The sequence below is a fragment of the Nitrospira sp. genome, assembly GCA_029194675.1.
Taxonomy (GTDB): Bacteria; Nitrospirota; Nitrospiria; order Nitrospirales; family Nitrospiraceae; genus Nitrospira_D.
Genome location: JARFXP010000004.1, coordinates 1 through 26,936, shown reverse-complemented (window position 1 = coordinate 26,936; position 26,936 = coordinate 1). Strand labels below are relative to the sequence as shown.

The window sequence follows — 26,936 nt, the reverse complement described above, 5'->3', positions numbered from 1 at the left end:
CCATGACACGCTACTGGCCGACTCTGCTCATGCTCATAGTGCTGGCTGGTTTGGGGAGCTATCTCTACCTTGTAGAATTTCCCGCGAAGGAGCGAGAAGAGAAACAGGAAAGCGAACAGAAGCACATCCTGCCTTTCCCGGAAACTGCGATCACTGGCCTCTCGGTCACCACCGTTCAGGGTCCCATCGAATTCAAGCTGACGGAGCCGGGCAAATGGTCTATCGTGGCTCCACTTCAAACGGACGCCGATAACCGTGAAGTGCAGTCCCTCATTCGTGCCCTCGTGACGGGGACAGTCACTCGAACCGTGGAGGACAAGGCCACCGCGCTGGCGCCATTTGGCCTCGAGCAACCGGTATCGACCCTCAGGATCACCTCGGGAACGCAGCAAGAGACGATTTCCATCGGCGACAGCGGCCCTCTCTCCAATACGCTCTATGTGCTCCGCGGGTCGGATCGGCATGTGCTGTTAACGAATTTGGCACCGAAAGACTTCATCAACAAGTCGTTGATGACATTCCGCCGCAAGGAGCTCTTGCGGTTCGTGCAGAATGATGTCGAACGGGTCCGCTTGACTTATCCCACGACCGAAATCGTGATCTACAATATGACGAAGGATAAGCCCAGGCCTTCATGGAAGATCCGCTATCCGATCGAAGCCGAAGCCGACCAGAATGAAGTTCGCTCGTTGATGTTTCGGTTGGAAGATCTGAAGGCGCTCGGCATCATCGATCCCGGTCCCGAACGAGATGCCGTTGCCAAGACCCTGACGGCCCCCAGAGTAAAAATCACGCTGCATACCTCAACCGGTGACCAATCAGTTCGGCTCTATCAACCGAACCCGCAAAGCGGGGAGGCCATCGCGGAGACGACGGCCGACGCCCCCCTCTATCGTATCAACCCCGCCCTGATCAAAGACCTCACGAAAGAACTTTTCAATTTCCAGGACAAGAGACTGCTCGGCCTCGACTACACCGACATCGCCATGTTGTCGGTGAAGACGAGAGATCATCAGTATGTCTTGATCAACCAGACGGGCGTATGGGTCCTCGAAGGCCGGCCTGACGAGAAAGTCAGCCAAGAAGCGGCAGATCTCTTTGTCAGCCGGGTCGCGAATCTTCCGGCCGAAGAACGCGTCATGAAACAATCCGCACCACTCGCCCCCTATGGGCTCCTGTCTCCCGCTGCAGAATTTATCGCGACCAGCAAGGACGGCAAGACCTCAGGGAAACTGACCCTCGGCAACCAGACAGGCAATCTCCGCTATGCCACTGGTCAACGCCTGCAAGGTGTATATCTGGTCCGCCCGGATCTCCTATCGCAGATTCCGCCCGAGGCCGATCTCCTGGCCAAGTCACAAGAAAAACCCCCTGCAGGACGCTGAGTCATCAGCATCTGCCTCATTAGGGCCTCCAGATACGTGGCGCCGAAATACCGACGTTTTTGCTGCTCTGTAGAATCCGGTGTTCAATTGTCGATCAGAGGCTTGACCACCCGGAGCGCGATCATCTATCCGGCATCTGGTCGCCCTCGCACTAGTAGAGGTAGACCGGACCGAGAACCCTCCTGTGATATCGGCATCCATGGGTGCGGTTCAAAAGGATGAACAGTTCCCCACTCACAACATCGAATGAACACGACCGGCTTTACATGAGATGGAATCATATCTACCCTGGACAACGGTTCGTCGCCGTCCTTATCTCCGCAATCGGCTTGAGCGCCTATGGCTGCAAAGACTCCGCATCGATCTCGGATGAAGTTCAGGTACCGCTTTCCAGCTTGGTTGTCACTCCCGGCGCCCTCCAGCCGGCGTTTTCCAGCAATACTACCGACTATACGGTCGATGCGCCGACATCGGCGACCGCCGTCACCGTGACAGCCGCCCCTAAGGACAGCACGACAACCATGACAATCAATGGGACCCCAACCTCTGTCGGGCAGGGGAGGTCCGTGCCGTTAGGCGCACCGGGAACAACCACAACCGTCTCCATCGTCTTAACGTCACAGACGGGCCAGGAAAGCACCTATACGGTCACCGTCACGAGACTCTTATCGAGCGACAACAATCTGTCTGCGTTGACGGTGGAGCCAGGCTCCCTTGCCCCCGCATTCGCTGCCGGCACACTGAGCTACACGGTGAATGTTGCAACCGACGTCCCCAGCGTGACGGTCTCTGCCACCAAGTCCGACTCGAACGCTGTCCTGTCCGGTTCGATCGCTGATCCCGGGGTGGGGCAAGCCACCGGTCAAGCCACCATTCCACTCGGTAGGCCAGGGACAAGCAAAGTCGTGTCGATCACCGTCACTGCCCCAAACCAAAGCTCTAAGACGTACGCCATCACCGTTGAACGAGCGGCACAGGCCAGCAATAACAACTTGCAAAGCTTGGCCGTGTCGCCGGGCTCCCTCACCCCTGCGTTTACTGCGACTAGGAGCCTGTCCGACATTGACCTGAGCGCCGGCTGATCGTTCCAGGTGAGCCCGTATTCGCGGACCCACAGACGGATGCGCCTACGATCTTCGACTACCCGTAGACGTTCCGCTCCGCCTTCCGGCTTCTGCCCACTGCCCGTAGCCCCTCGCCGGGGCGTCGCCGTTGCCGACAGAGGGCGGTCCAGAGCTTACGCACATTGGGGGTCGGACAGATCAGCGCCCATTCCCCACGCACCTGCCGCATCCCGCGTAACAAGAACTGCCGATAGCCCCGGCCCTGCGTGATCTGACCGAAGACCGGCTCGCCAATCGCTTTGCGCTGAGCATAGCATCGTCGCCCGCGCGTCGTGCGGAGCGTGCGGCGCATCCGATCGGCGACCGACAAGCCCGCGGGCGGTCGTCCACGGGAAGCTCTCAGCACCACCGGGCTATGGAGTTGGCGATCCGGCGGGATGAGCGGCGTACAGCCCAGCGCCGTGAGGGCCATGACGTTCGCCTCGCTGCAAGAGCCCGCGTCCATCGTCACGATCCGGGGGACCTGCTCGGTATTCACCAGCACCTGCTCCAGCACGGCCTTGGCGGCCCGAATGGTCTGGAGCCGCTGCTCGCGGCGCGCAAGTTCGGCGGGCCGTTCATCGCCCCGCCGGTCGGGGCCATACGCCGCATCGTCCCGAGCATCGGCGATCTCCGCCTGCGTCACCATCCGACCATAACGCATGGCCTTGTTCGAGGCATTGGCCTTGACCTTCGTCCCATCCAGCGCGATGTGCCTCAGCTTCACCAAGCCCGCCCGTTGGCAGAGCTTCAGGACCTGCACAAACCGATCAGCCAATGCTGTCAGATGCGGCTTCCGAACGTCACTGAGGGTCCGGAAATCCGGCCGCTGATTGGCCGCCAGCACCCGAAACGCCACATCCTCTTCCAGTTCCCGCGCAATCTGCCGCGAGGCCGGAATCCCCACGGCATAGGCATACCGCAATACCGTGACCAGCAGCTGGGGATGATACGGCACCGTGCCACGCGTTACGCCGCCATAGGTGGCGAGGATGGGCGTGAGATTCAGTTCCTCCACCAGATCCGTCACGAAGTACGCCAGGTGGTCCTCCGGCAACCACTCGCGCGGTGACGGCGGCAACAGTCACAAGTCATCAGGATCGTAGGGGCGAAAGGTTCGAGTGGTCATCACGTAGCCGCCTCACTCGGCACTCCGTCGATGACCGAATCCACGGCTGCACACAAGTGGGGGGTCAATGTCGGCCAGGCTCCTAGGGCGTGTCATCCGTTAGCGGCGCCATCATGTTCCGGATTCACATGAGAATGTGCGTGTGATTCAATAGTCATGAGCCAGGGGAGAGGCTTATGAATGACCCAAAGGCGCTAGGCGTTGCGAGATGAGCAATGGGAACGGATCAAGGATGCTCTCCCTGGCCGGGAGGGACATGTCGGAGGGACGGCCAAGGAGAACCGGCTGTGTGTTGACGCGGTTCTCTATCGTTGCCGCGCCGAGATCGCCTGGCGCGATCGGCCGGAGCGGTTCGGGGCTTTCCGGGTGGTCCACACACGTCACACGCGCTGGAGCAACCGCGGCGTCTGGCAAAGGATGTTTGCATATCTGGCCGAAGACGCCGACAACGACTACGCGATGATCGATTCCGCCATCGTCCGCGCCCACCAGCACTCAGCCGGCGCAAAAGGGAGGACCGGGAAATGGAATGCATCGGGCGCTCAAAAGGCAGATTGACGACAAAAAACCATGCGTCGTGCGATGCGCTGGGCAATCCCACAGGCTTCCATCTGACGCCGGGGCAAGCCCACGATCTGGAAGGGGCTGATAGGCTGCTGCCCAATCTCCTTGAAACCATTCAGGCGTTTCTGGCGGATAACGCGTATGATGCGCAGGAGCGTGTCCTCGACCTGTTGGCAAAAGCCGGCGTCAAACCCGTCATTCCACCCACATCACATCGCACGCAACAGCGCGACTACGAGAAGGACATGTAGAAGGCCAGACATTTGATCGAGAATTTCTTCGCAACACTCACGCACGACCGCGCCATTGCCACACGGCCACACGGTACGATAACCGGGCGCATAACTTCCTCGGTGCTATCTATCGCGCCGCCTCGGTCATATGGCTCAACTGATGACACGCCCTAGACGATCAAAGCTTTATCTGTTGTTTTCTTGAAGAAAAAGGAATGCTGAGAAGGTGCGAGAAATAGCAAGAAAAGTGTTTATTGAGAGGCAGTTGGTCAAACGTGGCTTCGAGGAACGCGTGGATGCCCAAACACCGAAGAATACTGTAGAGCGATGGCACTGTCATAAGGCGGCTCTGGACGAGCATGGCATCGATGCTCAGCAAGACGTATTTGAAAGCAAAGGGCCAAAACTCAACGACGAGGATTATTTGAAAGTGCTGAAGAAACATCCAAAAACAAACCACTATCCTGGATAATTCACGACTCTGGTAATAAAAAAGTCACCGAGGCTCCCAACTGTGCTATAGGAGCGGTGTTCAGACGCTTCTACGTACAGTGGAAAGGAGACTTGATGGCGACAGAGTGTATCCCGCAACTGATGTTCGAATTCCATTCCAAGATGAAGACTGTGGCCCGATTCGACCGGGCCCATGCCAGCACCGATGGGGGCGTCGCGCTGCTCAAGGCCGTGGATGAGCGACTGCAGTTGACTCAGCAGTTGGCGGCGTGCCTGCCCGACCGTCGCGATCCGGACAAGATCTGGCATGCCATGCGGGATCTGCTGCGGCAACGGCTCTTCGGTCTGGCGCGTGGGTACGAGGACGGCAATGATGCGGCCCGGCTGGCGGACGATCCGCTGCACAAACTGGCCGTGGGGCGCGATCCGGTGACGGGACCGGCGTTGGCCTCGCAGCCCACTCTGTCCCGCTTTGAGAATGCCGTGGGGCCGCGGGCCCTGTATCGGATGGGGCGGATCTTGGCGGCGACGGTCATCGCGCACCACCGGCGCCGGCTCAAGGGGCGCGCGCAGCGCATCACGATTGATTTGGACCCGACGGACGATCCGACGCACGGACAACAAGAGTTGGCCTTCTTCAACGGACATTATGAGAGCTGGTGCTATCTCCTGCTGGTGGCGACCCTGACGCTCAATGACGAGACCGAGCAATATGTCGTGGCGATCGTGCTGCGGCCGGGTAATAGTCCAGCGAAGCGCGGAGCCGTTGGCCTGCTGCGCGCCCTCCTGCGTCGCCTGCGGTGGGCGTTTCCGGGGGTGGCCTTGCGGGGAATGACAGGCTGGAGCTGCTGGAAGCCGAGCGGGTCGAGTACGTCGTGGGGCTGGCCAGCAATGCCCGGCTGACGCAGCGGGCGGGCCGGTGCTGGGGGAGGCCTACGGCCTGTCCAAGTTCAGCGGCCGCACGGAGCACGTCTATGGCGAGACCCTGTACGCCGCCCAGAGCTGGTCGCATCGCCGGCGCGCGATCATCAAGGCCGAGGTGGTGCGCCTCCCCGGGCGTGCTCCCAAGTGCAATCCGCGCTTCGTGGTCACCAATCTTCCGGAGACTCCAGCCACCGTCTATGCGCTCTACTGCCAGCGCGGGGACCATGGAGAACCGGCTCAAGGAGTTGCATCATGGCCTGGCGCTGGACCGCACGAGCTGTTCGCGATTCTGGGCCAACCAATTCCGCGTGTTGCTCACGGCGGCGTCCTACGTGCTGCTCCAGGAACTGCGCCGCCGGACGCAGGGGATGAACGGTGCGGACGCGCAAGTCTCGACGCTGCGAGCGCGGCTGTTGAAGCTGGCGGCCTGGGTGGAACGCTCGGTCCGCCGGATCGTACTGCATTTGTCTCGGACAGCTCCCTGGGGCGCGACCTGGCGACGGCTGGCTGTGGCAGTGGGCGCCACGCCGGGCTAAACGCCCGCCCGATCTCGTGCAGGACGGCAACCCAGAGCGATCAGAGGGGAGACGTCTGTCGTGAATCCTTTCTCCAGCGCGTGTCCCCATGTTCAGGCCTTCTCGGAGCGTCTGCACTGCGGGCTTCTTCCCCAGTCGGCCTCGCTCTCGACGGGCAGATGGAGCGCTCGGCGCTCCACAACAGCTTGCATGCGGCTTTTCGTCATCGGTTGTGAATAATGCGGGCTATATGGTTGAGTTGAATGGTTTCGAGACGACTCCACGGTCGCACGGTTTCTGCCTCAGCTTGAATGTACACATAGAATCTACTGCGAAGGTTCGCAGGTCGAGAAAGCGAAAAGACTTCTGGACCCACAATGTTGAGGCGCTGCGGCGAGACCGTCATGTTGGGCGATCTCAGGCACCAACGGAAACCCCACAACGAGTGTCCGAACCCTGATAGGTAATGAATGGTCAGTGATGGTGCGCGAAGGTATGTGTTTCGTGGTGGTGTCCGGTCAGCTTCCGAAGGTCGCAGTGGATGTCGTCGGGATCGCAGCACTCGGTTTCCAGTTGAATGGTCATGTGCTTGATGCCGAAATCCGTCGTGATCCGGTTCTGGATCAACTGCAGTAACTCCAGAGGTGTGCGATGCTGTTCGATCATAACATGGCTGGTCAGCATGACTAAGCGAGGTTCGACTGCCCAGATGTGAAGGTCGTGCACGTTCTTGACACCAGGGATGGCTTCCATGGTTGCAGCGACATGAGATGCGTTGATGTCCGGTGGCGTCGATTCCAGCAGGACCTCCATCGACTCCCTAAAGATCGGCCAGGCACCTCGGACAATGGCGCCGACGACCAGCAAGCTGACTAGGGGATCCAGGACCGTCCATCCTGTGAGGAGCATTGCACCACCGCTGACAATGACGCCGAGCGAGACCCACGCATCTCCCAACATGTGCCAGAACGCGCTCCGAATGTTCAGATCGTCTTTCGCTCCGTGCTGGAGCAACAGAGCAATCCCAAGATTGGCCACGAAACTGACGGAGGCAACCACCATGACCCACGAGCCGTCCACGGGAACCGGTTGCAGGAGTCGCTTCAGGCCGACCAGCGCGATGCCGAGTGCGGTCAACAGGAGGATAAAACTGTTGAGAAATGCCGCGATGATGCCGGCGCGATGGTAACCAAAAGTCCGACTTTCCGATGCTGGCCGGGCGGTGAGTAGATGGGCATAGAGGGCGAGGAAGAGCGACCCTTGATCGACGAGGTTGTGGCCTGCATCGCTCATGAGTCCGATGCTATTGAGGAGCCAGCCGCCAACAAACTCAGCGGCGATGATCACGGCGTTGATGGCCAGCGCCAGTCGGAGCCGCGATCGGAGATGTGTGTACGAAGCGACTGTCGTCATGAATGACAGTTTCGCACGGGAGACGCGATGCAGCAAGTCTTGCCGAAGGTTTCTATCAGGGACAGGTTTGGCGACCAAGTTTTCCGAGTACCGGCGTGGAATTTTTTCTCTCCGCAGTGCCGATTCGCGTAGGCCACTTGAGCCATCACTGTGCAAAAGTTGCCTGGGTTCATGCCTAAAAATGTCCCAGCGTCAGGGAACGAGTTGATGAGTGGTCGAGCGATCTGCCCACACTTACTGGAACGTGGATGCTCCTAGGGAAAGGAAGCGATATTCATCAATGACTTATTCGATCTCTCCGTCGTGGGCCAATCGTGAACAGGCGGTCTAGAAAGGTGGTTTTACTATGAGAAGCGGATGCCCCACGGTATCGTTGTTGCTCTATGGAGTATGAAGACCGCTTCATAACCTGCATCGAGAAGGATGCGATCATGGCGCTTTCGCAAATCCCGGGCAGAGGAACACATCCTCAGTCGGTCGCAAATCTCGTCCTAGCACAAGTGACCTTGGAAGCGCTGCTCATGCCCAACAGCAAAGTCGAGGAGGGGCGGCTGCGAGTGGTGCGGGATGGGCTGCAGGAGGAGCTGGATGATGATCCGTTGGGGGCTGCCAGAGGTATTGGCAATGGGCTGCGCCTTTCTGTCACTCTGTGGAGCTTCATCGCACTCGTTGTCCTCTTGATGCGATAACCCGTCCCCTATCTAGCCTCAAATCTCTTACCCACTCAGACCGCGTGTCGCTTCCCCGTCCGGACGTGTATTTCTGTTGTATTGTGTAGTCTCAATCTCATTTTCGACATTGTGATTATGCGTGCATGTGAAGTGGTTCGATAACGAAGCGGGCATTTGGATACAGAGGAAAGAAAGAGTCGCTTTCTTTTCTTAAGGGGCAGAAGCCTTTTGAAAGAGCGAATGAATGGTGCGCATGGGGCAAGGGAATTTTGATGGATGTGCAATGAATCATCCGGAACGGAAAGACCCGCGATGAAGCAGATGGTGTTCTCAAGAGTTCTGTCGCTTTGTGCTGTTGTGTCCATCTTGACGTCTGCTGATCAGGCCCCCAATAGATCCATGATGAGGTGGGTCAGCTGTCACAAGTAATCGACAGACAGCGGAACGTCTCGACCTCCAGTTTAGGATGCGGTCGAGGCGATGGTCTCCATCGCATACCCGATAAAATATATATATACTTCAGGCACTTCCCAGCCCCTTCGCTTGACTCGCCCCCAATCGTTTGTTATAAGCCTTCCGTATATACGGGGGAGTGTTGGGGAGGTTTACGAAGGGAGACTGCTGCAAGATGTCGGTCTTTCGCCCCTCTCAGTACCGTCGTGCAAGCCATAAAGATTCATGAATATCATTAAGGCGTTATTCAACCGTCTCTCTGACAGTCTGCTCTCGACTGTTCAGGGACGACTTGATCCGGCGACGGAGTTTACCCCTGTCGCTCCGCTTCGATTGGTTTCGGACAAGCCAGTTGTTCTGCCTTCGTTGGATTCTTCCTCCGTCGCTCGCCGGCCCTTCGGCCATGCCGTCAGTCAGCCCGATGCCGTGGATGACGCGATCAGGCGGAGTCAATCATGGTTCTTCACCCGTCAACATGCCGAAGGGTACTGGGTTGCTGAGCTGGAAGCAGACACCACTCTGACCTCCGAGTACTTGATGCTGCGTCGATTTCTCGATCGGGTTGATCCGGATCGAGAGGTGAAGGCTGTCCGATACCTCAAAACGACGCAACTGCCGGACGGCGGATGGCCGATCTACTACGGTGGCCCGGCGGAGATCAGTGCATCGGTCAAGGCATATTTTGCTCTCAAGTTAAGTGGGGTGTCGGCGGATGAACCCTTTATGGTTCTGGCCAAAGCACGGATTCTGGCGATGGGCGGCGTCCTACAAGCCAACGTGTTTACGAAAATCACGTTGGCCTTGTTCGATCAGTATGACTGGGAAGGTGTTCCCCACATGCCCGTCGAGATCATGATGCTGCCGAAGAAGTTCTACTTCAGTATCTATGCGATCTCGTATTGGTCGCGGGCCGTGCTGATTCCTTTGCTCATCGTATTCGCGCACCGACCGGTCTGTCGGATTCCACGCGAACAAGGTATCGACGAGTTGTACCCGATCCCGCGCGCGGAGGTTCGCTATTGGAAATACCCTCCATTCAATAAGGATCAGGCGTGGTTCACCCCGCATAACTTCTTCGTGGCATTGGATGCGATGTTGAAACTGTATGACCGGATGCCTATGCGGGTGTTGCGGGAAAAGGCGCTGCATAAAGCAGCCTGCTGGATGGTGGATCATCTCAAAGGATCCGGAGGGCTCGGTGCCATCTATCCGGCGATGGCCAACTCCATCATGGCGCTTGAATGCTTGGGGTACGACGCCGATGACCCGCTCGTCGTCAAGGCACTTCGCGAGATCGAGGAGTTGGAAGTCTATGATTCCACGATGATCGACGGTGAGGTCGTCCCCACTCTCCATCTCCAGCCATGTTTTTCTCCCATTTGGGACACTGCGCTGCTCATGAATGCTCTGGTTGAAGCGGGGGTGCCGCAGGATCATCCTGCCCTCCAAAAGGCTGGACGGTATCTCATGTCCAGGCAAACCAAGGCCGTGGGTGACTGGATTATCTCCTCACCGAACGCGGAACCGGGTGGATGGTACTTCCAGTTTGAGAACGAATCGTACCCGGATGTTGACGATTCTGCCGTGGTCATCATGGCGCTCACCAAATTGAAGATCCCGGGTCAGGAGGGCGAGCTGAACGAGTCCATTCGTCGCGGGATGCGATGGGTCTTGGCGATGCAAGGATCCGACGGCGGCTGGGGCGCCTATGATAAAGACAACAACCGAATCGTCTTCAACTATATCCCCTTTGCCGATCATAAAGCTCTCTTGGACCCCAGTACCTCCGATCTGGCCGGGCGATGCCTTGAGATGCTCGGCGCATTAGGATATGACAAGACCCATCCAGCCGCCGGACCGGCCTTGGCTTTTCTGAAGAAAGAGCAGGAGGAAGACGGCAGTTGGTACGGACGCTGGGGGGTCAATTACATCTACGGAACTTGGTCCGTCTTAGCTGGGCTCAGGGCCATTGGTGAAGATCTCTCGACACCTTCTATTCGCCGGGCGGTTGCTTGGCTGGAATCGAAACAGAATTCTGACGGTGGATGGGGTGAGTCCTGTCTCTCTTATAGGGACGATCCGGAGCATCACGGGAAAGGGGAGAGTACCCCCTCGCAAACAGCATGGGCATTGATGGCTCTGATGTCTGCGGGAGCGATTGATTCCTTCAGTGTCGCGCGGGGAGTACAATTCCTCCTTCGCCGTCAAATGAAGGATGGATCATGGGAAGAAATTGCTCATACCGGTACAGGATTTCCACGCGTGTTTTATCTTCGGTATCATTGGTATTGCCAGTACTTCCCGCTGTGGGCCCTGGCGATGTACCGTAACCTTCGTTCTCGAGGGAAGATGCGGGCCGACGAACTTCGACATCACATTCAAGGAAGTGACTCTTACCGGTCCAAGCATTGACGCCCGCCGGTTCTTTTTCCCCGCTATCATCGGGTACCGTGCCGCTTAAGCGAATTGCGATCTTCGCCGCCACTCCATGGGAAATGGGCGCGATTCAATCGGCCTTCCCTCCCGGTGTTCAACGACGAATCGGTGGCCTCTCCGTTCCCGTGCATACCATCGTGGACAGGGAATATTGGCTTGCGCAGACCGGCGTAGGTCCGGAGAAGGCACAGCGAAGCGCCGCCCAACTACTTGCCGGCCAATCCTTCAGCCTCGCGATATCGACGGGATTTTCCTGTGCACTCATCACAGCTGATATTGGAGCGTTGTTGGTGGGCCGCGAAGTGGTGCATAGGGGAGAGTGCAGCGAAGAGTCATCACAGCCGATCGAAGTACCGGGCGATGAACGGAATCTCGCCTTGGCATTTGTGGATGCCATGGTGCCCTCCGCGCATATCGGACGGTTTGTCTCGACTGATCGCGTGATCGCCAGTGCTCGTGACAAGAGAAGGTTTGCGCTGAGTACTCGGGCCATCGGTCTCGATATGGAAAGTTCAGCCTTGGCCGCTCAAGCACAACGGGCGCAGGTTCCTTTTGTGATCATCCGATCTGTTTCGGATCTTCTGGACGAAGATCTTCCGCTTGACTTCAATCTATTTCTCAGGCCCACTGGTTGGGTCAAAGGTATCGGTACCGTCTTGGCTGCTCCTTCATGCCTCTTGGGTCTTGGCCGGCTTCGTCGACAGAGTCTGGTCGCAGCGGAGGCCTTGACGGCCTTTTTTCGAAGTTATGCGGTGGCGATGGCGACCGAGCGGCAGAAGAAAGAACTCTCGTCGACTTGACCATGACGCTACTCAAACTCGTAGGTCGATGGGCGCTTACCTATGTGGCGGAAATGGGCCGGATGCTGATCTTCGTGGCGGCTTCCTTCGTTTGGTTGGCGCGTCCGCCGTTGCGGGGCATGCAATTAGTCAAGCAACTCCACTTCATCGGCTACAAGTCGACGTTTGTTGTCGTGCTGACTGCGGCGTTCACCGGGATGGTGCTGGCGCTACAAGGTTACTACACGCTGCGAAAGTTCGGATCTGAAGGACTGTTAGGTTCCGCGGTGGCGCTCAGCATGATTCGCGAGTTGGGCCCGGTCTTGGCTGCGCTCATGGTGACGGCGCGCGCCGGTTCCGCTATAACGGCGGAAATCGGCATTATGCGGATCACGGAACAGATCGACGCGCTCGATACCATGGCCGTCAACCCGCTCCAATACCTGATTGCACCGAAACTCGTCGCAGGTTTGATCGGCGTGCCGCTGTTGGTCGCTATCTTCGATGTGGTGGGAATCTACGGTGGTCACCTGGTTGGGGTGGACCTGCTCGGTGTCAGCGCCGGTTCGTACTGGAATTCCATCGAGGCCGCGGTCGAGTGGAAAGACGTCTATGGCGGCATTCTCAAATCCATTAGTTTCGGTCTGATCGTAAGCTGGATCTGTTGCTATAAAGGCTTTTACACCAAGATGAGCGCCGAAGGGCTCGGCACCGCCACGACCGAGGCGGTCGTGTTGTCATCGGTCTTGATTCTCATCTGGGATTATTTTCTGACGTCATTGTTGTTGTAATCATGCTGAAGCTCGTGGGAGTCACGAAAACGTTGGGAGGTCAGCTGGTCTTGCAGGGCATTGATCTCATCGTCCCTGAAGGAAAGCTCACGACGATCATCGGTCGGAGCGGTGAAGGCAAGAGCGTGCTGCTGAAGCATATGATCGGACTCCTCCAACCTGATTCCGGACAAGTGTGGGTCGATGGGGTCGAGATTTCTCGGCTCCGCGGCCATGCACTCAACGAGGTCCGGAAGCGGTTTGCGATGCTGTTCCAGGGGGCGGCGCTGTTCGATTCACTGACTGTCTTCGAAAACGTGGCCTTTCCGCTCAGGGAAAGACTCCGAATGAAAGGTCAGGAGGTGACCGGCCGTGTGGAAGAGAAGTTGGATCAAGTGGGCCTGGCCGGGATGGGACACAAGTTTCCTGCGGAACTCAGCGGGGGTATGCGGAAACGCGCCGGCCTGGCGCGGGCGTTGGTGATGCAACCCGAAATTATTCTCTTCGACGAGCCCACGACGGGTCTCGATCCGCTCATGGCTAAATCGATTCACGATCTTATTACGAGCATGCAGCGGAAGTTCGGGTTCACTGCCGTGATGGTGAGCCATCAGATTCCGGAGATATTCGGGATTTCGGATTATGTCGCGATGTTAAAACGAGGGAAAATAGCCGCGATGGCGGAGCCGGCTGAATTTCAACGGACGACCGACCCTGAAATCAGAGAATTCATCTCAGTCGGCGGGACGTACCAATGACGAAGGCGTTCTACGGATCATAGAGGAGTCTCTCAGTGGAAAAAGGCAAGCTCGAATTGATCGTCGGCGTGTTTGTGCTGGTCGGGATTGTCTGTCTAGGCTATCTCTCGATCAAGCTCGGCAAGTTGGAACTGATCGGTGGCGATGTCTACGAAGTGGATGCGCTGTTCAATTCAGCCACAGGGCTGAAAGCCGGAGCAACCGTGGAAGTCGCTGGTGTTGAGGTGGGTCGGGTCAAGACGATCCGTCTGAAAGAGGATCGAGCGATGGTATCACTGGCGGTCCAGACTGGGACGAAACTCTATTCCGATACCATCGCTTCGATCAAGACCCGAGGAATCATCGGAGAAAAGTATCTTGCGCTTTCGCCGGGTGGAGGGGGAGATCCGCTGAAGCCGGGCGACGTCATTCGTGACACGGAATCAGGCCTCGACTTGGAGGAGTTGGTGAGTCAGTACGTCCACGGGAAGGTCAACTAACCGGACCTATCTATGGATGTGGCGGAAAAGACCAGTCTGTTGTCCTAGGAGAGAGGGCGCGATGATAGCGATCAGGAATGCTTGGAGAGGGCGAAGAGGAGGGGGCTCGTGGTTCGCGGTGCTCATGATGGTCATTTGCATCGGAGCGGTGACGGTACCCGGGTACGCGGGTCCTCCAACCGACTCCATGAAGGCGACGATCGACGAAGTGCTCCGCATCGTACGGGAAAAGGAACTCCAGCAACCGGAGAAAGCCGAGGAGCGGCGACACCTGCTGGAGCAAGTGGTGTCGGCTCGATTTGACTATACAGAAATGTCTCGACGGGCTCTTGGGTCTCCCTGGAACCAGCTGACTGATGAACAGAAGCAGGAGTTTGTCGACCTCTTTCGGCAGCTGCTGACAAATTCGTACGCGGACAGGATCGAAACCTATTCCGGCGAAGGCGTGCAGTATTTACATGAACGAACGGAGAAAGAGTACGCGGAAGTCAGGACCAAAGTGATTTCGGGAAAGACGGAGATTCCGCTCGATTATCGTTTAATCAACAAAGCCGATGATTGGCGGGTCTATGATGTCGTCGTGGACGGGGTCAGTCTGGTGAATAACTATCGCGGCCAGTTTACGAAGATCCTTCGTGCTTCTTCCTATTCGGACCTCGTCGATCAGCTGCGCAAGAAATCCATTCAGCTCAGAGCGCCGGCTCCGTAACATTCTCCACGGGAAGGTGAAGAGGTTTGTGCGTCGTTCTGCCGCCGGTATTAGCCTCCTGCTGTGGGTGGCGTTCTGCCCCGGGCTTCTCGATCGAGCTCATGCGGATGTGCAGTATTTCCCTATTCCTGCCATCAGTACCAGCAAGAACGACGGCAACGATCTTGGATTAATCATGCCGGTTCTCATCACTGGAGCGGATGGGGATCTAAAGTATTTAGTCGCTCCGATGCTGATTCATAACTCATACGTGGGCCTCCGAGGAACCATCAATCTGTTCCGTTATGAACCAGGTGGGAAACAAATCAAAGCCCTTGCGTCCTGGTCAGAGAAGATCGAACATAAATTCCTATTGAGCTATGTCGATCCGGGTTTCAGCAACGGACGATATAGTGTCGAGTTCAGTGCCACGAATTTTAAGAATGCCACTATGCGGTATTTTGGGCTAGGCCCGTCGACGGAAAAGGGAGATCAGACCAACTACACGGCATCCGAGACACGGGTCAATTGGCGATTCGGTGTGTATGCCAATGAAGTGACGCAGATCGCCGTGAGTCAGCGGCTACGAGTTATGCAGCAGATCCAGCCGGGAGCAGCTACCATGTTTCCGTTTTCCCGAGATGTTTTTCCGGAAGATCCTGGTATGGATGGGGCGGCGATCCTCGGTCAACGGATCAGCTTTCACTACGATACGCGGAATAATTTGGTGACGCCGACTGATGGAATGGCGCTCACGGCCTATGCGGAGCTCAATTTCAATTTTCATAAAGGTGCAGAGCCTGTGTATTCCAGGTACGGTCTCCAGATCACGAAGATGCTCGCGAGTGAATCCAAGCGGGCGATTTTGGTGGTTCACGGCGAATTGCAAGCCACGCTCGGCTCGGACGTTCCGTTTTATGAGCAGAGCTCGTTAGGCGGGCAGAACAATCTGCGCGGCTTTGGAATGGACCGATATATCGACAAGCAACTGATCGCGTTCAGCGTTGAGGAACGAATTCATATCTTGCGAACGCGTCTCGCGGGAGTCGTGGCGGATTTTGAGTTGACGCCGTTCATCGATACCGGACAGGTTTTCAACTCTTTCATGGATGTCAGCTTCAAGGACTATCGCATTACACCAGGTATTGGATTCCGGGGAATCATCCGCCCCAACGTAGTGGGACGGATAGATTATGGATACAGTAAAGAAGGAGGAGCGATTTTTGCGGGGCTGGATTTTCCATACTGACCGAATCATACGGTAGCAACTCCGATGGGACAATCCTGATGCCTTATAACAAAGGTCAGACGGGGCATGTTTCATAAGTGCTTGACTTCATATGGATCTTGTGTGAGACTCGCCGAAATTTGGCACCCGAACGAGCGGCTTTGACTGGTCGGATGCAGGGGCTGCGGTGCTGACAGATGCGAAGGAAGGAGACTATCTATGTCCATACTCAAGACAATCCATAGTCCTGCCGATCTGAAGCGGTTGTCTCCCGACAAGTTTCCGGCATTGTGCCGGGAGATCCGGGAACAAATTATCGGAGCAGTCTCGAATGTGGGCGGACACCTGGCTTCGAATTTGGGCGTCGTCGAGCTCACAGTCGCCTTACAATATCTTCTGGATACGCCGACCGATAAAATCGTGTGGGACACCAGTAATCAGTCATACACGCACAAACTGCTCACCGGTCGGCGCGAACAGTTCCACACACTCCGTCAGTACGGCGGATTGAGCGGGTTTTGTAAGCGGGAAGAGAGTGAGTACGATACATTCAACGCCGGCCATGCGGGGACCGGTGTGTCGGCCGCCTTCGGCATGGTCGAAGCCCGAGACCAGTTGAAGGAAAAACATAAGGTCGTCTGCGTCGTCGGTGACGGCGCCATGACGGCGGGCATGACGCTGGAAGGACTGCATCATGCCGGGGGGCTCGGAAAAGATTTTCTCGTGATTTTGAACGACAACCAAATGTCGATCTCGAAAAACGTCGGGGCTATTTCCGCCTATCTGAGCCGGACCATCACGGGTGAGTTCTATGGGAAAGTGCGCGAAGAGACCGGTCAGCTCTTGGGGAAGATTCCTCACATCGGCTCCGATATGCAGAAGCTCGCCCGGCGAGCCGAAGAGCTCGCCAAAGGCGCGATTCTGCCGGGATTGCTCTTCGAAGAGCTGGGATTTCAATACAGTGGACCCATCGACGGCCACAATTTTGAGCATCTCCTTCCGACGATCGAGAATGTGCTGAAGATGAAAGGGCCGGTCCTGCTCCATGTCATCACGAAGAAGGGCCTCGGCTACGAACCGGCCATGAAGAATCCGGTATGGTTCCATGCGTGCCCTCCGTTCGTTCGGTCGACCGGCGCACCGGCCAAGAAAGCCGCGCGTCCTTCCTACACAGCGATCGCCATGGAGGCGCTCGTCAAATTGGCTCGCGAGGACAAGCGTGTCGTGGCCATCACCGCTGCCATGTGCGAAGGGACGGGGCTGACGGCATTCGAAAAGGAATTCCCGGATCGTCTCTACGACGTCGGCATCGCCGAACAGCATGCGGTGACGTTTGCGGCAGGGCTCGCCGCGCAGGGCATGAAACCGGTCGTGGCGATGTATGCGACCTTCCTGCAGCGGGCCTATGATCAAGTCGTGCATGATGTCGCCACCCAAAATCTTCCGGTGGCCTTCTGCATCGATCGGGGAGGACTTGTCGCGGAGGACGGAACGACGCATCATGGGGCCTTCGACTATGCCTATCTGCGGCACGTTCCCAATATGGTCGTCATGGCTCCTAAGGATGAGAATGAACTGCAGCACATGGTTAAAACCTGCCTGGAATTTAACGGGCCGATTTCAGTGCGCTATCCGCGCGGGGTGAGTCTTGGTGTGAAGATGGACCAGGTTCCGCAAGCCTTGCCGGTGGGGAAAGGTGAGCTTCTCAAAGATGGGACGGATGTGGCCATCGTTGCGATCGGTGTCTCGGTCTGGCAAGCTGTTGAAGCGGCCGAACGGCTTAGTAAGGAAGGGGTTTCCACAGCGGTCGTGAACGGACGATTCGTTAAGCCACTCGATCACGAACTGATTGTCGATGTCGCGAAGCGGGTGCGCTATGTCGTAACGGTGGAAGAAGGTTGCAAGATTGGTGGGTTTGGTTCTGCCGTGCTCGAAACCCTTTCGGAAGCCGGAGTGACGGAGGTGAAGACGAAGGTCATGGGCCTACCCGATTGGTACATCGAACAGGGACCACAAGATCTGTTGCGGGAACGGTATGGTTTGACGGCTGAAGGGATCTACCAAAGCGTGAAGGAATTGATCGGCAAAGCACCCGCCGTACAATCGGCGTTCACGGGCGCGGCGTTGGTCGGCCATCCGCATGGAGACGAACAGGGGAGCTGAAATGCGTCAAGCGTGACGCGTTGTTCGTGAAGCATCATCATCAACGAAGAATAACATGCATATCGCGCGAAGAAAGACGCGGCAGATTCACGTCGGCAAAGTGAAGGTAGGGGGCGATGCTCCGGTATCCGTGCAATCCATGTGTTCGACGGACACGCGCGATGTAGCCGCGACCATCGCACAGATTCATCAACTCGAAGCAGCCGGCTGCGAAATTATTCGCGTGGCCGTTCCTGACGATGAAGCCGCCCAGGCTCTCCCGCAGATCAAGGCGGCAATGACCGTCCCGCTGATCGCCGATATTCACTTTGATCATCGGCTTGCCTTGAAGGCCGCGCATATCGTCGATTGTGTCCGTATCAATCCGGGCAATATCGGCGCCTGGTGGAAAGTTGAAGAAGTGATCAAAGCCGTCAATGAGCGAGGGATTCCTCTTCGGGTCGGCGTCAATGGAGGGTCTCTCGAACGATCATTGTTGGAGAAGTACGGATGGCCTTCCCCGGAGGCGCTGGCAGAGTCGGCGCTCAATGCCGTCCACGCCTTGGAAGACGTTGGTTTCGCCAATATGAAGGTGTCGCTGAAAGCGTCGGATGTACATCATGCCATCGATGCCTATTGGCTCTTCGCACATCAGTCGGATTATCCCCTGCACATCGGAATTACAGAGGCGGGGACGGCCATGACCGGGGCGGTGAAGTCTTCTATCGGCCTCGGGTATTTGCTTTCACAGGGCATCGGAGACACGTTGCGCGTATCGCTGGCTGCTGACCCGGTCGAGGAAGTCAAAGTCGGGTTTGAAATCCTCAAGTCACTCGAATTGCGTCATCGGGGCATCAATGTCATCGCCTGCCCGACATGTGGGCGTGTCGAAATCGATGTTGTCCGAATGGCAAACGAACTGGAGAAGAAACTCAACCACATCAAGACTCCATTGAACGTGTCGGTACTCGGATGTGTTGTGAATGGAATTGGAGAAGGGAAAGAGGCCGACATCGGAATTGCCGGCGGCGAGGGCAAGGGTATTTTGTTCAAGAAAGGCAAGCTTGTCCGAAAGGTGCCGATGGAAGAATTGATGGATACGCTCATTGTGGAAGTGGAACAACTCGCCAGGGAAAAAGAAGCGGAAAGCAACGGCGAAGCGACTGCATCTGTTCCTTCAAGCGAGTGGGAATCGCCGGGGCCTCAGTCGGATTCCCCTTCGACACTCGGCAGAGAAATCCCGGTCTTGCCTCATCGGTAGCTGCATTGCTGACAGCGGCAACGACTCTCCCACTACTTCACTGAAGCTGTACGCCCCGCTTACCAAGAAACCATTGGACGCCTTCTTGCGGGTCATGTATCAGTGCAGCTGAACGATGGAATCAAAGCCGATCATTCACTGGATCAATGAATTCGCCAGGTCCGCTCTCTTTGCTCGAGTGGTAAAGGTCGGTCTTGTGATTGCAGCGGTGGTGCACGGCTACATCATTTCCTATGGCCGATCATTTCACTTCCGTGACATCGATATCCACCGAGAGATCGGAAGGCGTTTCATCTCCGGCGAATACCTGTACGCCAATGACTACTGCTACATGTATCTTCCCACGACGGGAATTTATTTCGCCCCGTTGCTTATGCTGGAGAGAAATGCGAGCTTGGCCTTACGTTATGCCATTGCAGTCGGATGCCTCGTCATCACAATTATGCTGTTCCACCACATGTTGTGCGGCACATCAAATTCCAGTGTACGGAGCTGGCTATTGGTCGGTGTGGGTGCGGGAGCGTTGACGCTGCAATTCATCTTGAATGATCTCGACGACGGTGGGCCGCACCTGATTCTCCTGGGCCTTCTCACTTGCGCCATCTACGCAATCTGGGCAGGCAGAGAACGACTCGGCGCGATCATTCTTGGGTTCGGCATTACGCTGAAAATCACTCCCGCACTATTTCTGTTGCTGTTTCTTTGGAAGCGGCAGTGGCGATTGGCATCATACACAGTGCTCGCGACGGTCTTCTGGATCGGACTGCCCATTCTGTACATGGGCCCCACGAGTTGGTGGGATCATCACATGGAATGGACCAGGAACGCGGTGTTATCCGTGTTTGATCGGCAGCTTGAGGGCCGCCAAGAGAATGAACTTCAGAAGGCCAACCTTTCACTCCGCCATACCATGCTGCGGTATTTGGTCACGTACCCACCGGACCATCGCCTACGGCAAGTGGATCCCGGATACAGGCCCCTGTTGGATCTGCCGCCGCCGGCAGCGAACGCGATCGTCGGAGCGACTGGGCTGACTCTGCTCGGTCTGTTCGCCTGGTCCAGCCGGCGGCCGTACCAAGGGCCAGGAGATCCAACGTGGGCGAGGGACTGTGCCGGTACGCTGATTTTGGCCTTGCTATTCTCTCCCATCACCTGGGATCAGCATCTCGTTTGGATGGTCCCGGCGGCCTATATCGTCGTCGCCGCCGCAGCGAGAGTGAGCGGCCGATTGAGCGGTGCCGGGTACGCCATGCTGGGAGTATATATCGTGCTCACGATGGTGCTGAATTACGAAGTCGTGGGTTCAGCCAGGTGGGAAGCGCTGAAGAGTTATCATCATCTCGGCATCGCGATGCTGGTTTTGTTTGGGTTGCTGCTCAGCAGCGGTGGCGCCCTGCGCCATGTCCACCCATTCCTGGGGATGCGCGCACCTGCTTCAGGAGTGGTGGGACCAAGGTAAGACATCTTACTCAGCAATCCTTGTGACCTCTTTCCTTGCACGGCTTCTTGGATCAGGACGCATGGCACTTTCCGTCGGGCTTGCCGAGAGCTGATTCGACGGTTCATCAGTGTGGTCTCTATGTTGAGTTCCGGTAAACCAAGCTACTATAATGCCGTCTCTCAGAGGCGCCGTACCCAAGTGGTAAGGGAGCAGTCTGCAAAACTGCGATGCAGCGGTTCGAACCCGCTCGGCGCCTCCAAACAGAGCTTACTCCACCCGGAGCCCGTACAATTGTTTCTGGCGACGGGGAAAGACACCTTCAGTGTTCGTATTTTCTGATACCTTCGCGTGGACCGACGCCTCATTATCGTGTTGTGGAATTGATGACGTCGGATAAATCCCTTCAGTGTTCTTAAGTTCGTCTTTGGTTGACCCGCCGGCGCTCCTAATTGTCGCCGGCGGAAAAGCGCCTCCAGCGTTTGTTATTCACTTTCTGGATGCTGCTAAAGGTTCAACGGGACCATGATCATGATGGCGCCCATCACGTCATTCTGCTTGAAATCGTGCCTCGGGCTATCCTGATGCGCGTTGTGACATCCGATGCAAGCTTGCGAAACAGCTCTGTCGGCATAGATGGCCATAAGATAGGAGTCCGGTCCGTTCATGACCACTTCAGTGTACGGACGATTCGGGTTCTGTTGGGTTGCCGTCAGGCCCCTTTGCTCAGATTCGGATTTTGGCCCGTTCTGCTTGTTGATGGGCCAGAGACTGATGAGTTTATAGCCGACCTTAGCCTTCGAATTGACCGATAGACGAGCGCTTTCCTGTAAGAATTGGGCTGGAAGGGGTAAGGTCTTCTCGGAGCGCCAGTTCTCTGATGCTACGGCAGCGCCTTTTGCTTCCATCCGCTCCACAACATGCTGCGTATAAAATGTGCGGTTTGCCTCGATGACGGAATGTAACATGTCCGCCACTTTCTCAGCAGGAATGCCCCCGGCATCCTTGGCGCCGGACGATATTCCCAAATAGCCGAACGCGAGAAGAAGTAGTGATGCGATTCCCAACACTAGGCTTTTCATCATAATGTGCTCCTATCTGTAAGTGGATGGATGGCTCGAAGATCTACCGAATGATTGATGCGCTCATTCTGGCCTGGTTGACCTGAGGATATCGCACACCATAATCCGCATGATTGTCCCTCGACGTTTGAACAGGTGATAGACAAGAAGGGATGGCGAGAGAGGAGAGGGATACGTCTCATTACTACCTCAGCTAGGAACGCTGGGAATTAGGTCGGGCTGACGGTAGCAGAAAACCTGATACGGGGACAAGTAGATGCACGCCACTCTTGACTTGACTTGCTCTTTCGAAATTGACGCGCTCTGAGCAGGATGCTAAAATTCCATGGTTCTTGCGCCTCCAGTACGGCCGTGTCTCGCCGCTGTCCATACAGACAAGGGTCGCGAAAGAATACAGAGCGAATAGGAGAACGGAATGGCTGTTCCGATGTCCCAGATGTATACCGTGGCGAAGTATGTGCTCTCACAGAAACTGAGGGGAGTGAAGCGATATCCTTTGGTACTGATGCTCGAGCCGCTCTTTCGGTGCAATCTGGCTTGCGCGGGTTGTGGGAAGATCCAGTATCCCGATCATATCCTCGACAAACGGTTGACGCCGGAACAATGCTGGGCGGCGGCGGAAGAATGCGGAGCGCCCATGGTGAGCATTCCGGGCGGGGAACCGCTCATCCATCCTGAAATCGCGAAGATCGTCCAGGGTTTGGTGGATCGGAAGAGGTACATCTATCTCTGTACGAATGCCATCCTCTTGGAGCGGAAGCTGGACGAGTATCAGCCCTCGAAGTACTTGACCTTCAGTGTCCATATGGACGGGCTTAAGGACGAGCACGATTTGGCGGTCTGCCGCGACGGAGTCTATGACGTGGCGGTCAAGGCCATCAAAGCGGCACTCAAACGCGGCCATCGGGTGACGACCAACACCACCTTGTTCGACGACGCGAACCCGGAGCGGGTCAGAAAATTTTTCGATGACATGATGGCGCTGGGCGTCGAAGGTATGACCATCTCTCCGGGGTATAGTTATCAAAAGGCTCCGGATCAACAACATTTCTTGAAGCGGGCGAGGACTCAAGAACTCTTCTCCAAGATTCTTGCTCGCCCCAAGCCAGGTTGGCAGTTCAATCAATCCCCGTTGTTTCTGGATTTCCTGATGGGCCGGCGTGAGTACCAATGTACGCCCTGGGGGAATCCCACCTACAACGTCTTCGGATGGCAGAAGCCCTGCTATTTGCTGCAAGAAGGGTATACAACAACCTTCCGAGAGATGATGGACTCGACGGAGTGGGAGAAGTACGGGACCGGTCGAAATGAAAAATGCGCCGATTGCATGGTCCACTGCGGCTATGAGGCCTCGGCCGTTGAAGATACCTTCAGTACCGCCTCTGGATTTGCGCGGACAGCTAAATTGACCCTCTTGCCTACCTCGCGGTGATTCTGCGCTTCACGAAATACGCATTACAACCGACGATCCCTAAATGACGGATACCAAGAATCACACAGCGGATACCCCTGCTTCTCTGGAAGGGCGAGTGTTCAAACCAGCCTCTCCGGCGGAAACAATGGAAGCCGTCGAGCTTGCCTTCGATTATCGTGGGGATGTGACCTTGACGTTAAGATCAGGCGAATCGGTCACCGGATATCTCTTCAATCGTCAGGCGGAAGGCGACGATCCTTACCTCGAACTGTTTCCCGTTGATCAGCAGAATCCTCAGCGCATTTCCTACCGATCCATCGAGAGCATTGCGTTTACCGGTGAAGACACTGCGAACGGCAAGTCATGGGAGGCTTGGGTCTCGAAGAAAGACTCCGAGCGTCGAGCAGAAGCCATTAAGATTGAGGCGGCTGCCCGTACGAAGGGCTATCTCTAAGGTCTCCTCCGTTCTTGCTTGGCTGATTCCTGATACTTTCGTGGAAAAATCAGCTTTACATCAAGCGCGCCAAGGCTATGCGCTTTAACTCTTAAAGTGTCTTACGTTCCAAGAGAATTTAGGGATTCCTTCTCGACAACATCAAAGAATGGGACTGCTGAAGAACTGGCGCGTGAACTATCTAACGAGGCGATTGCCGGGTGCTTCCGCCTTGCGAAGGCCGACAGAGCAACCATTGCCCCTTCTGCTTCTCCGGCGTAATACCTCGGAGGGACCGTCCGTGTTGCACCGAGAGCGTTCTGTGCCGTTCAGGCGATGGTCCACCCTCGCTCCGGCCCTCACCCACGAAGGTTCCAACGTCAGCACCCGCTTGAGGGTACACGCCATGGCAGGCCAAGGCTGCGAAGTGTTCATCGCCATCCCGCTGGAGCGTCTGCGCTGCTGCCGGTTAGAACCCTCCCTCGTTCGTCCGGAGTTCGTCGTTGCGTCCCCCACCGGTCGTGAACCCGGTACGTCGTGCCACGCGCTCCTCAGCTCCAGCCAGCCCTGCGATCGCAACTGCAAACCCAACGGCTCTCCACTCGGATTTAGAGGGCCAGTCGTTTCGTTGACAAAGATTTGGGTGCTGTGCTAGAAACCTCTGCCCGAATGTAGAGCGCTCGTTGTACTGGGCGCGCACGACTTCGAAGGAGCGAGCGACGAGTCAGCGATCTAGTTCGAAGCTTGGCAACCAAAGTCCAGTCGGACTGTTTTCCCTAGCTTGCTGTCTCGTCACGAATGTGGCGTTTCCACCCGTGGCTTCAGCCACGCATGAAGCGGATCATCGTTTCATGGTGGAGGGGTATGTTTGCGATCAGAACGGGAAGGGACTTCCGAATACAGACGTTCTCGTCAAGGACACAAGGATTTCATACGGTCAGGTTGTTCGAACAGATGGAGATGGCTACTACAAAGCGATGTTTCATCTGCACAACGACAATCTTGACGATCCACTGCTGGTAGAGGCGAGGGGTGAACAGCAGAACCTTAAGATTAAATTTGATCCGAAAGATCTAGAGAGCGAACGGAAGATCTGGGTTAACTTTGGAACCGGCTGTGAGGCAAGTGGGCCTCCCGCTTGGATTTGGTGGGGCAGCGGGGCGGTTTTCGCAACAGCCTGCGGTATTATCGGGATGAAGTTTGTCCGTTCTCAGCGGAAGCCGGAACGGGTCAAGGCGAAATCCCTGGGAAAGAAAAAATCATGATCGCCGATGACGGTCCTTGGGGCTACAAGGTATCTCGCCGAATCGGTTGATTAGGTCGGCGAGGGCCCGTGATACAAGCTGAATGGGCGAGTGTAATCTTGACGCTCTTGCAGGGGCAGGTGACGGCTCTGCAAAAGCGTTTTTTTTTGTCGGTCCCTTTCTCGATCGCGTTGCAGTCCGAACGAGAATCTCTCTCAATGGCAGCGTGATGGACGTAATGAACATACCGAGAGGCTCGATTCGCGCTGTATTCATCATGAGTGCGGGACTGTTGGCGAGTTGCGCAGAGCAGGGTGGAGAGGGGCCGATCGTGCCACCACCACCGGCTCCCGCTGAATATGCCGACAAGCATATGCCCATAGATTGGTGGGTGGATGCTCAGAAGCTGGAAGAAGGGCGCAAGCTCTTCATCGGAGAGGCAAATCCAGACGTAAACTGTTCCAGTTGTCACGGGAAAGACGGGAAGCCTGTGAAGGCAGGTGCCACTGATTTCAGAAACCCTGAGCGCATGAAGCTCTACTCGGACTCTGTCTGGTTTTGGCGTATTTCCGAAGGAGTGCCGAATACCAAGATGAAAGGCTGGAAGAGCAAGCTTTCAGATGAGGACCGATGGAAGCTCGTGCTCTATGAGCGGAATTTTGGACTGGCTGGGAAGACCTGGAATGAAGAGAAGAAGCAATGGGACGATGCCGTCGCTCACTGATTATAAGGTTGCAGGGTGGTCGATGCTTCGCACCTTCCGGCCTTTCCTCCTGTGGAATCAGAAGGTGCGCGTTTAGTGTACGATTCGAGGCCGCCAACTGGGCTCGGGTTTTTTGCGGGCTGCCAGGGGATTCTCCTAGCGGTAAGGCTTGGGCAGTCTGCGATACTCTAGCCGGTCGAATAAGGTCGTATGAGATGGTGCTGTGACAATTGATTGTATGGAGCTTGGTCTTCAATGGCGATCCCTTAAGGCTCGCAAGGGCTTCAGGCGTTCTTGTCGGATGGTGACCGAGACCCATTTATAGATAATAGACAAAATTATCAGTATGGAAAGTCGAGTAAGTATGAAGGCAAGATCCTTGACCAGGTTCTTAAAGTAGGGGGGGCATCGAGGCATCGTGAAAAAACTGTCGAGCAGTCTCATGGCTCTCATTGTGTTGTTCTCGCTGTGCGTGGCAGCCACTGGTGTCTGTGCTCAGGAAGTTGGGACGTCTTCGGTGGAGCTTCCGTATACAGGCAATCGGACGGCTGTATGGGTCGTCGCTCAACTCCATATTTTATTCGCCGCGTTTATCCTCGGTGCACCGATCTTCGTCGTCATTTCAGAATGGCTGGGTTACCGCAAGCAGGACCCTCGGTATGATCGCCTGGCTAAAGAGATCACCAAGGTGACGGTCATTCTCTTCAGTATGACGGCTGTGACGGGCGGCTTGTTTATTTTTGTCCTTCTTGCCGCCTACCCACAGTTCACGACCTCATTCATCAATCAGTTTTATATGGTGTTCGCAGTAATGTATCCGGCGCTGTTTATCGCCGAGACGATTTTGATGTATGCCTACCTCTACACCTGGGATGTGTGGAAGGGTGAAAAGAAGGGGCGTCACATTGCTCTCGGTGTGCTCTTGAATCTTGTCTGTCTGCTCATCTTATTTGTCATCAACGGCCCCACGTCCTTCATGAACACACCGCCGAAGGCCGAAGGAGTTTCGCCGCAGGATTTCATCGCGGCGGCAACCTTGTGGGATAAGATTGCGAACCAAAGTTGGTTCCCCCTGAGCCTCCACCGAATCGATGGAAATGTGGCATTCGGCGGGTTTATCGCCGGGATGATCGCCGCCTACATGTACATGGGGGCGAAGTCGCAGGAGGAGCGAGCCTACTACGATTGGATGGGGTTCGCCGCCATCTGGATCGCCGTGGGTGGGTCGCTCTTGCAGC

General features: G+C 56.2%; 22 protein-coding genes, 1 tRNA gene and 3 pseudogenes. 23 read left to right on the top strand and 3 right to left on the bottom strand.

Translation table 11 applies throughout. The features are described 5' to 3' along the window. Window positions 1–2 precede the first annotated feature (2 nt). Window positions 3–1,385: a DUF4340 domain-containing protein gene (locus P0120_18640; GenBank protein MDF0676330.1), complete on the top strand. Its 1,383-nt coding sequence runs from the start codon at window positions 3–5 to the stop codon at window positions 1,383–1,385. Between the two features lie 266 nt (window positions 1,386–1,651). Beyond that, window positions 1,652–2,467 carry a cadherin-like beta sandwich domain-containing protein gene (locus P0120_18635; GenBank protein MDF0676329.1) on the top strand — a complete coding sequence of 272 codons (816 nt, stop codon included), beginning with the start codon at window positions 1,652–1,654 and terminating at the stop codon, window positions 2,465–2,467. A gap of 151 nt (window positions 2,468–2,618) precedes the next feature. Here the strand turns inward: P0120_18635 and P0120_18630 are convergent. Beyond that, window positions 2,619–3,572 (bottom strand): annotated as a pseudogene (locus P0120_18630) (transposase). A 246-nt stretch (window positions 3,573–3,818) separates the two neighbouring features. Between P0120_18630 and P0120_18625 the strand changes: the two are divergent. The 4 genes and pseudogenes from P0120_18625 to P0120_18610 all read left to right on the top strand — a co-directional run bounded on the left by P0120_18625 (window position 3,819) and on the right by P0120_18610 (window position 6,542). Beyond that, window positions 3,819–4,575: pseudogene (locus tag P0120_18625) on the top strand (IS5 family transposase). Between the two features lie 65 nt (window positions 4,576–4,640). After that, the gene (locus P0120_18620; GenBank protein MDF0676328.1) at window positions 4,641–4,886 is read left to right on the top strand and encodes a hypothetical protein; all 246 of its coding nucleotides are present in this window, start codon (window positions 4,641–4,643) and stop codon (window positions 4,884–4,886) included. A gap of 95 nt (window positions 4,887–4,981) precedes the next feature. After that, complete coding sequence (locus P0120_18615) at window positions 4,982–5,770, top strand: transposase (protein ID MDF0676327.1); 789 nt, start codon at window positions 4,982–4,984, stop codon at window positions 5,768–5,770. 16 nt (window positions 5,771–5,786) lie between these two features. Next, window positions 5,787–6,542 (top strand): transposase, encoded by a 756-nt coding sequence (locus tag P0120_18610; GenBank protein ID MDF0676326.1) that lies wholly within the window; start codon window positions 5,787–5,789, stop codon window positions 6,540–6,542. Window positions 6,543–6,780: 238 nt separating this feature from the next. On the opposite strand, the gene P0120_18605 is transcribed toward P0120_18610, so the two are convergent. Next, a complete protein-coding gene (locus tag P0120_18605) occupies window positions 6,781–7,719 on the bottom strand; it encodes a cation diffusion facilitator family transporter (GenBank protein ID MDF0676325.1) in 939 nt (312 codons plus the stop codon). Window positions 7,720–8,150: 431 nt separating this feature from the next. On the opposite strand from P0120_18605, the gene P0120_18600 reads away from it, so the two are divergent. The 12 genes and pseudogenes from P0120_18600 to P0120_18545 all read left to right on the top strand — a co-directional run bounded on the left by P0120_18600 (window position 8,151) and on the right by P0120_18545 (window position 21,084). Next, window positions 8,151–8,408, top strand: coding sequence for a hypothetical protein (locus P0120_18600; GenBank protein MDF0676324.1), 258 nt, complete (start codon window positions 8,151–8,153; stop codon window positions 8,406–8,408). Between the two features lie 660 nt (window positions 8,409–9,068). Continuing rightward, window positions 9,069–11,255, top strand: coding sequence for a squalene--hopene cyclase (gene shc / locus P0120_18595; protein MDF0676323.1), 2,187 nt, complete (start codon window positions 9,069–9,071; stop codon window positions 11,253–11,255). 38 nt (window positions 11,256–11,293) lie between these two features. Further along, window positions 11,294–12,079, top strand: a complete 786-nt coding sequence (locus P0120_18590; protein ID MDF0676322.1) for a hypothetical protein — start codon at window positions 11,294–11,296, stop codon at window positions 12,077–12,079. Window positions 12,080–12,081: 2 nt separating this feature from the next. Then, on the top strand, window positions 12,082–12,849 hold the full coding sequence (locus tag P0120_18585) for an MlaE family lipid ABC transporter permease subunit (protein ID MDF0676321.1): 768 nt from the start codon (window positions 12,082–12,084) through the stop codon (window positions 12,847–12,849). 2 nt (window positions 12,850–12,851) lie between these two features. Continuing rightward, entirely contained in the window at window positions 12,852–13,586 is a 735-nt protein-coding gene (locus tag P0120_18580; GenBank protein ID MDF0676320.1) for an ABC transporter ATP-binding protein, read from the top strand. Between the two features lie 35 nt (window positions 13,587–13,621). Beyond that, a complete protein-coding gene (gene mlaD, locus P0120_18575) occupies window positions 13,622–14,065 on the top strand; it encodes an outer membrane lipid asymmetry maintenance protein MlaD (protein ID MDF0676319.1) in 444 nt (147 codons plus the stop codon). 124 nt (window positions 14,066–14,189) lie between these two features. Next, window positions 14,190–14,774 (top strand): ABC transporter substrate-binding protein, encoded by a 585-nt coding sequence (locus tag P0120_18570; protein ID MDF0676318.1) that lies wholly within the window; start codon window positions 14,190–14,192, stop codon window positions 14,772–14,774. Between the two features lie 28 nt (window positions 14,775–14,802). Further along, window positions 14,803–16,002 (top strand): BamA/TamA family outer membrane protein, encoded by a 1,200-nt coding sequence (locus P0120_18565; protein MDF0676317.1) that lies wholly within the window; start codon window positions 14,803–14,805, stop codon window positions 16,000–16,002. Between the two features lie 198 nt (window positions 16,003–16,200). After that, the gene (dxs, locus tag P0120_18560) at window positions 16,201–18,144 is read left to right on the top strand and encodes a 1-deoxy-D-xylulose-5-phosphate synthase (protein ID MDF0676316.1); all 1,944 of its coding nucleotides are present in this window, start codon (window positions 16,201–16,203) and stop codon (window positions 18,142–18,144) included. A gap of 52 nt (window positions 18,145–18,196) precedes the next feature. Then, window positions 18,197–19,384 (top strand): annotated as a pseudogene (gene ispG / locus P0120_18555) (flavodoxin-dependent (E)-4-hydroxy-3-methylbut-2-enyl-diphosphate synthase). Between the two features lie 115 nt (window positions 19,385–19,499). Further along, window positions 19,500–20,843, top strand: coding sequence for a glycosyltransferase 87 family protein (locus P0120_18550; protein MDF0676315.1), 1,344 nt, complete (start codon window positions 19,500–19,502; stop codon window positions 20,841–20,843). Between the two features lie 166 nt (window positions 20,844–21,009). Then, window positions 21,010–21,084 (top strand) — tRNA-Cys (locus P0120_18545). Between the two features lie 244 nt (window positions 21,085–21,328). Here the strand turns inward: P0120_18545 and P0120_18540 are convergent. Further along, the gene (locus P0120_18540) at window positions 21,329–21,907 is read right to left on the bottom strand and encodes a DUF3365 domain-containing protein (protein MDF0676314.1); all 579 of its coding nucleotides are present in this window, start codon (window positions 21,905–21,907) and stop codon (window positions 21,329–21,331) included. 412 nt (window positions 21,908–22,319) lie between these two features. On the opposite strand from P0120_18540, the gene hpnH reads away from it, so the two are divergent. The 5 genes from hpnH to P0120_18515 form a co-directional block, all read left to right on the top strand. Then, complete coding sequence (gene hpnH, locus P0120_18535) at window positions 22,320–23,336, top strand: adenosyl-hopene transferase HpnH (GenBank protein ID MDF0676313.1); 1,017 nt, start codon at window positions 22,320–22,322, stop codon at window positions 23,334–23,336. A gap of 43 nt (window positions 23,337–23,379) precedes the next feature. Then, on the top strand, window positions 23,380–23,772 hold the full coding sequence (locus tag P0120_18530; protein MDF0676312.1) for a hypothetical protein: 393 nt from the start codon (window positions 23,380–23,382) through the stop codon (window positions 23,770–23,772). 794 nt (window positions 23,773–24,566) lie between these two features. Next, window positions 24,567–25,016 (top strand): carboxypeptidase-like regulatory domain-containing protein, encoded by a 450-nt coding sequence (locus P0120_18525; protein ID MDF0676311.1) that lies wholly within the window; start codon window positions 24,567–24,569, stop codon window positions 25,014–25,016. A gap of 217 nt (window positions 25,017–25,233) precedes the next feature. After that, on the top strand, window positions 25,234–25,719 hold the full coding sequence (locus tag P0120_18520; GenBank protein ID MDF0676310.1) for a c-type cytochrome: 486 nt from the start codon (window positions 25,234–25,236) through the stop codon (window positions 25,717–25,719). Between the two features lie 397 nt (window positions 25,720–26,116). Further along, a partial coding sequence (locus tag P0120_18515; protein MDF0676309.1) for a cytochrome ubiquinol oxidase subunit I occupies window positions 26,117–26,936 on the top strand: 820 nt, incomplete at its 3' end.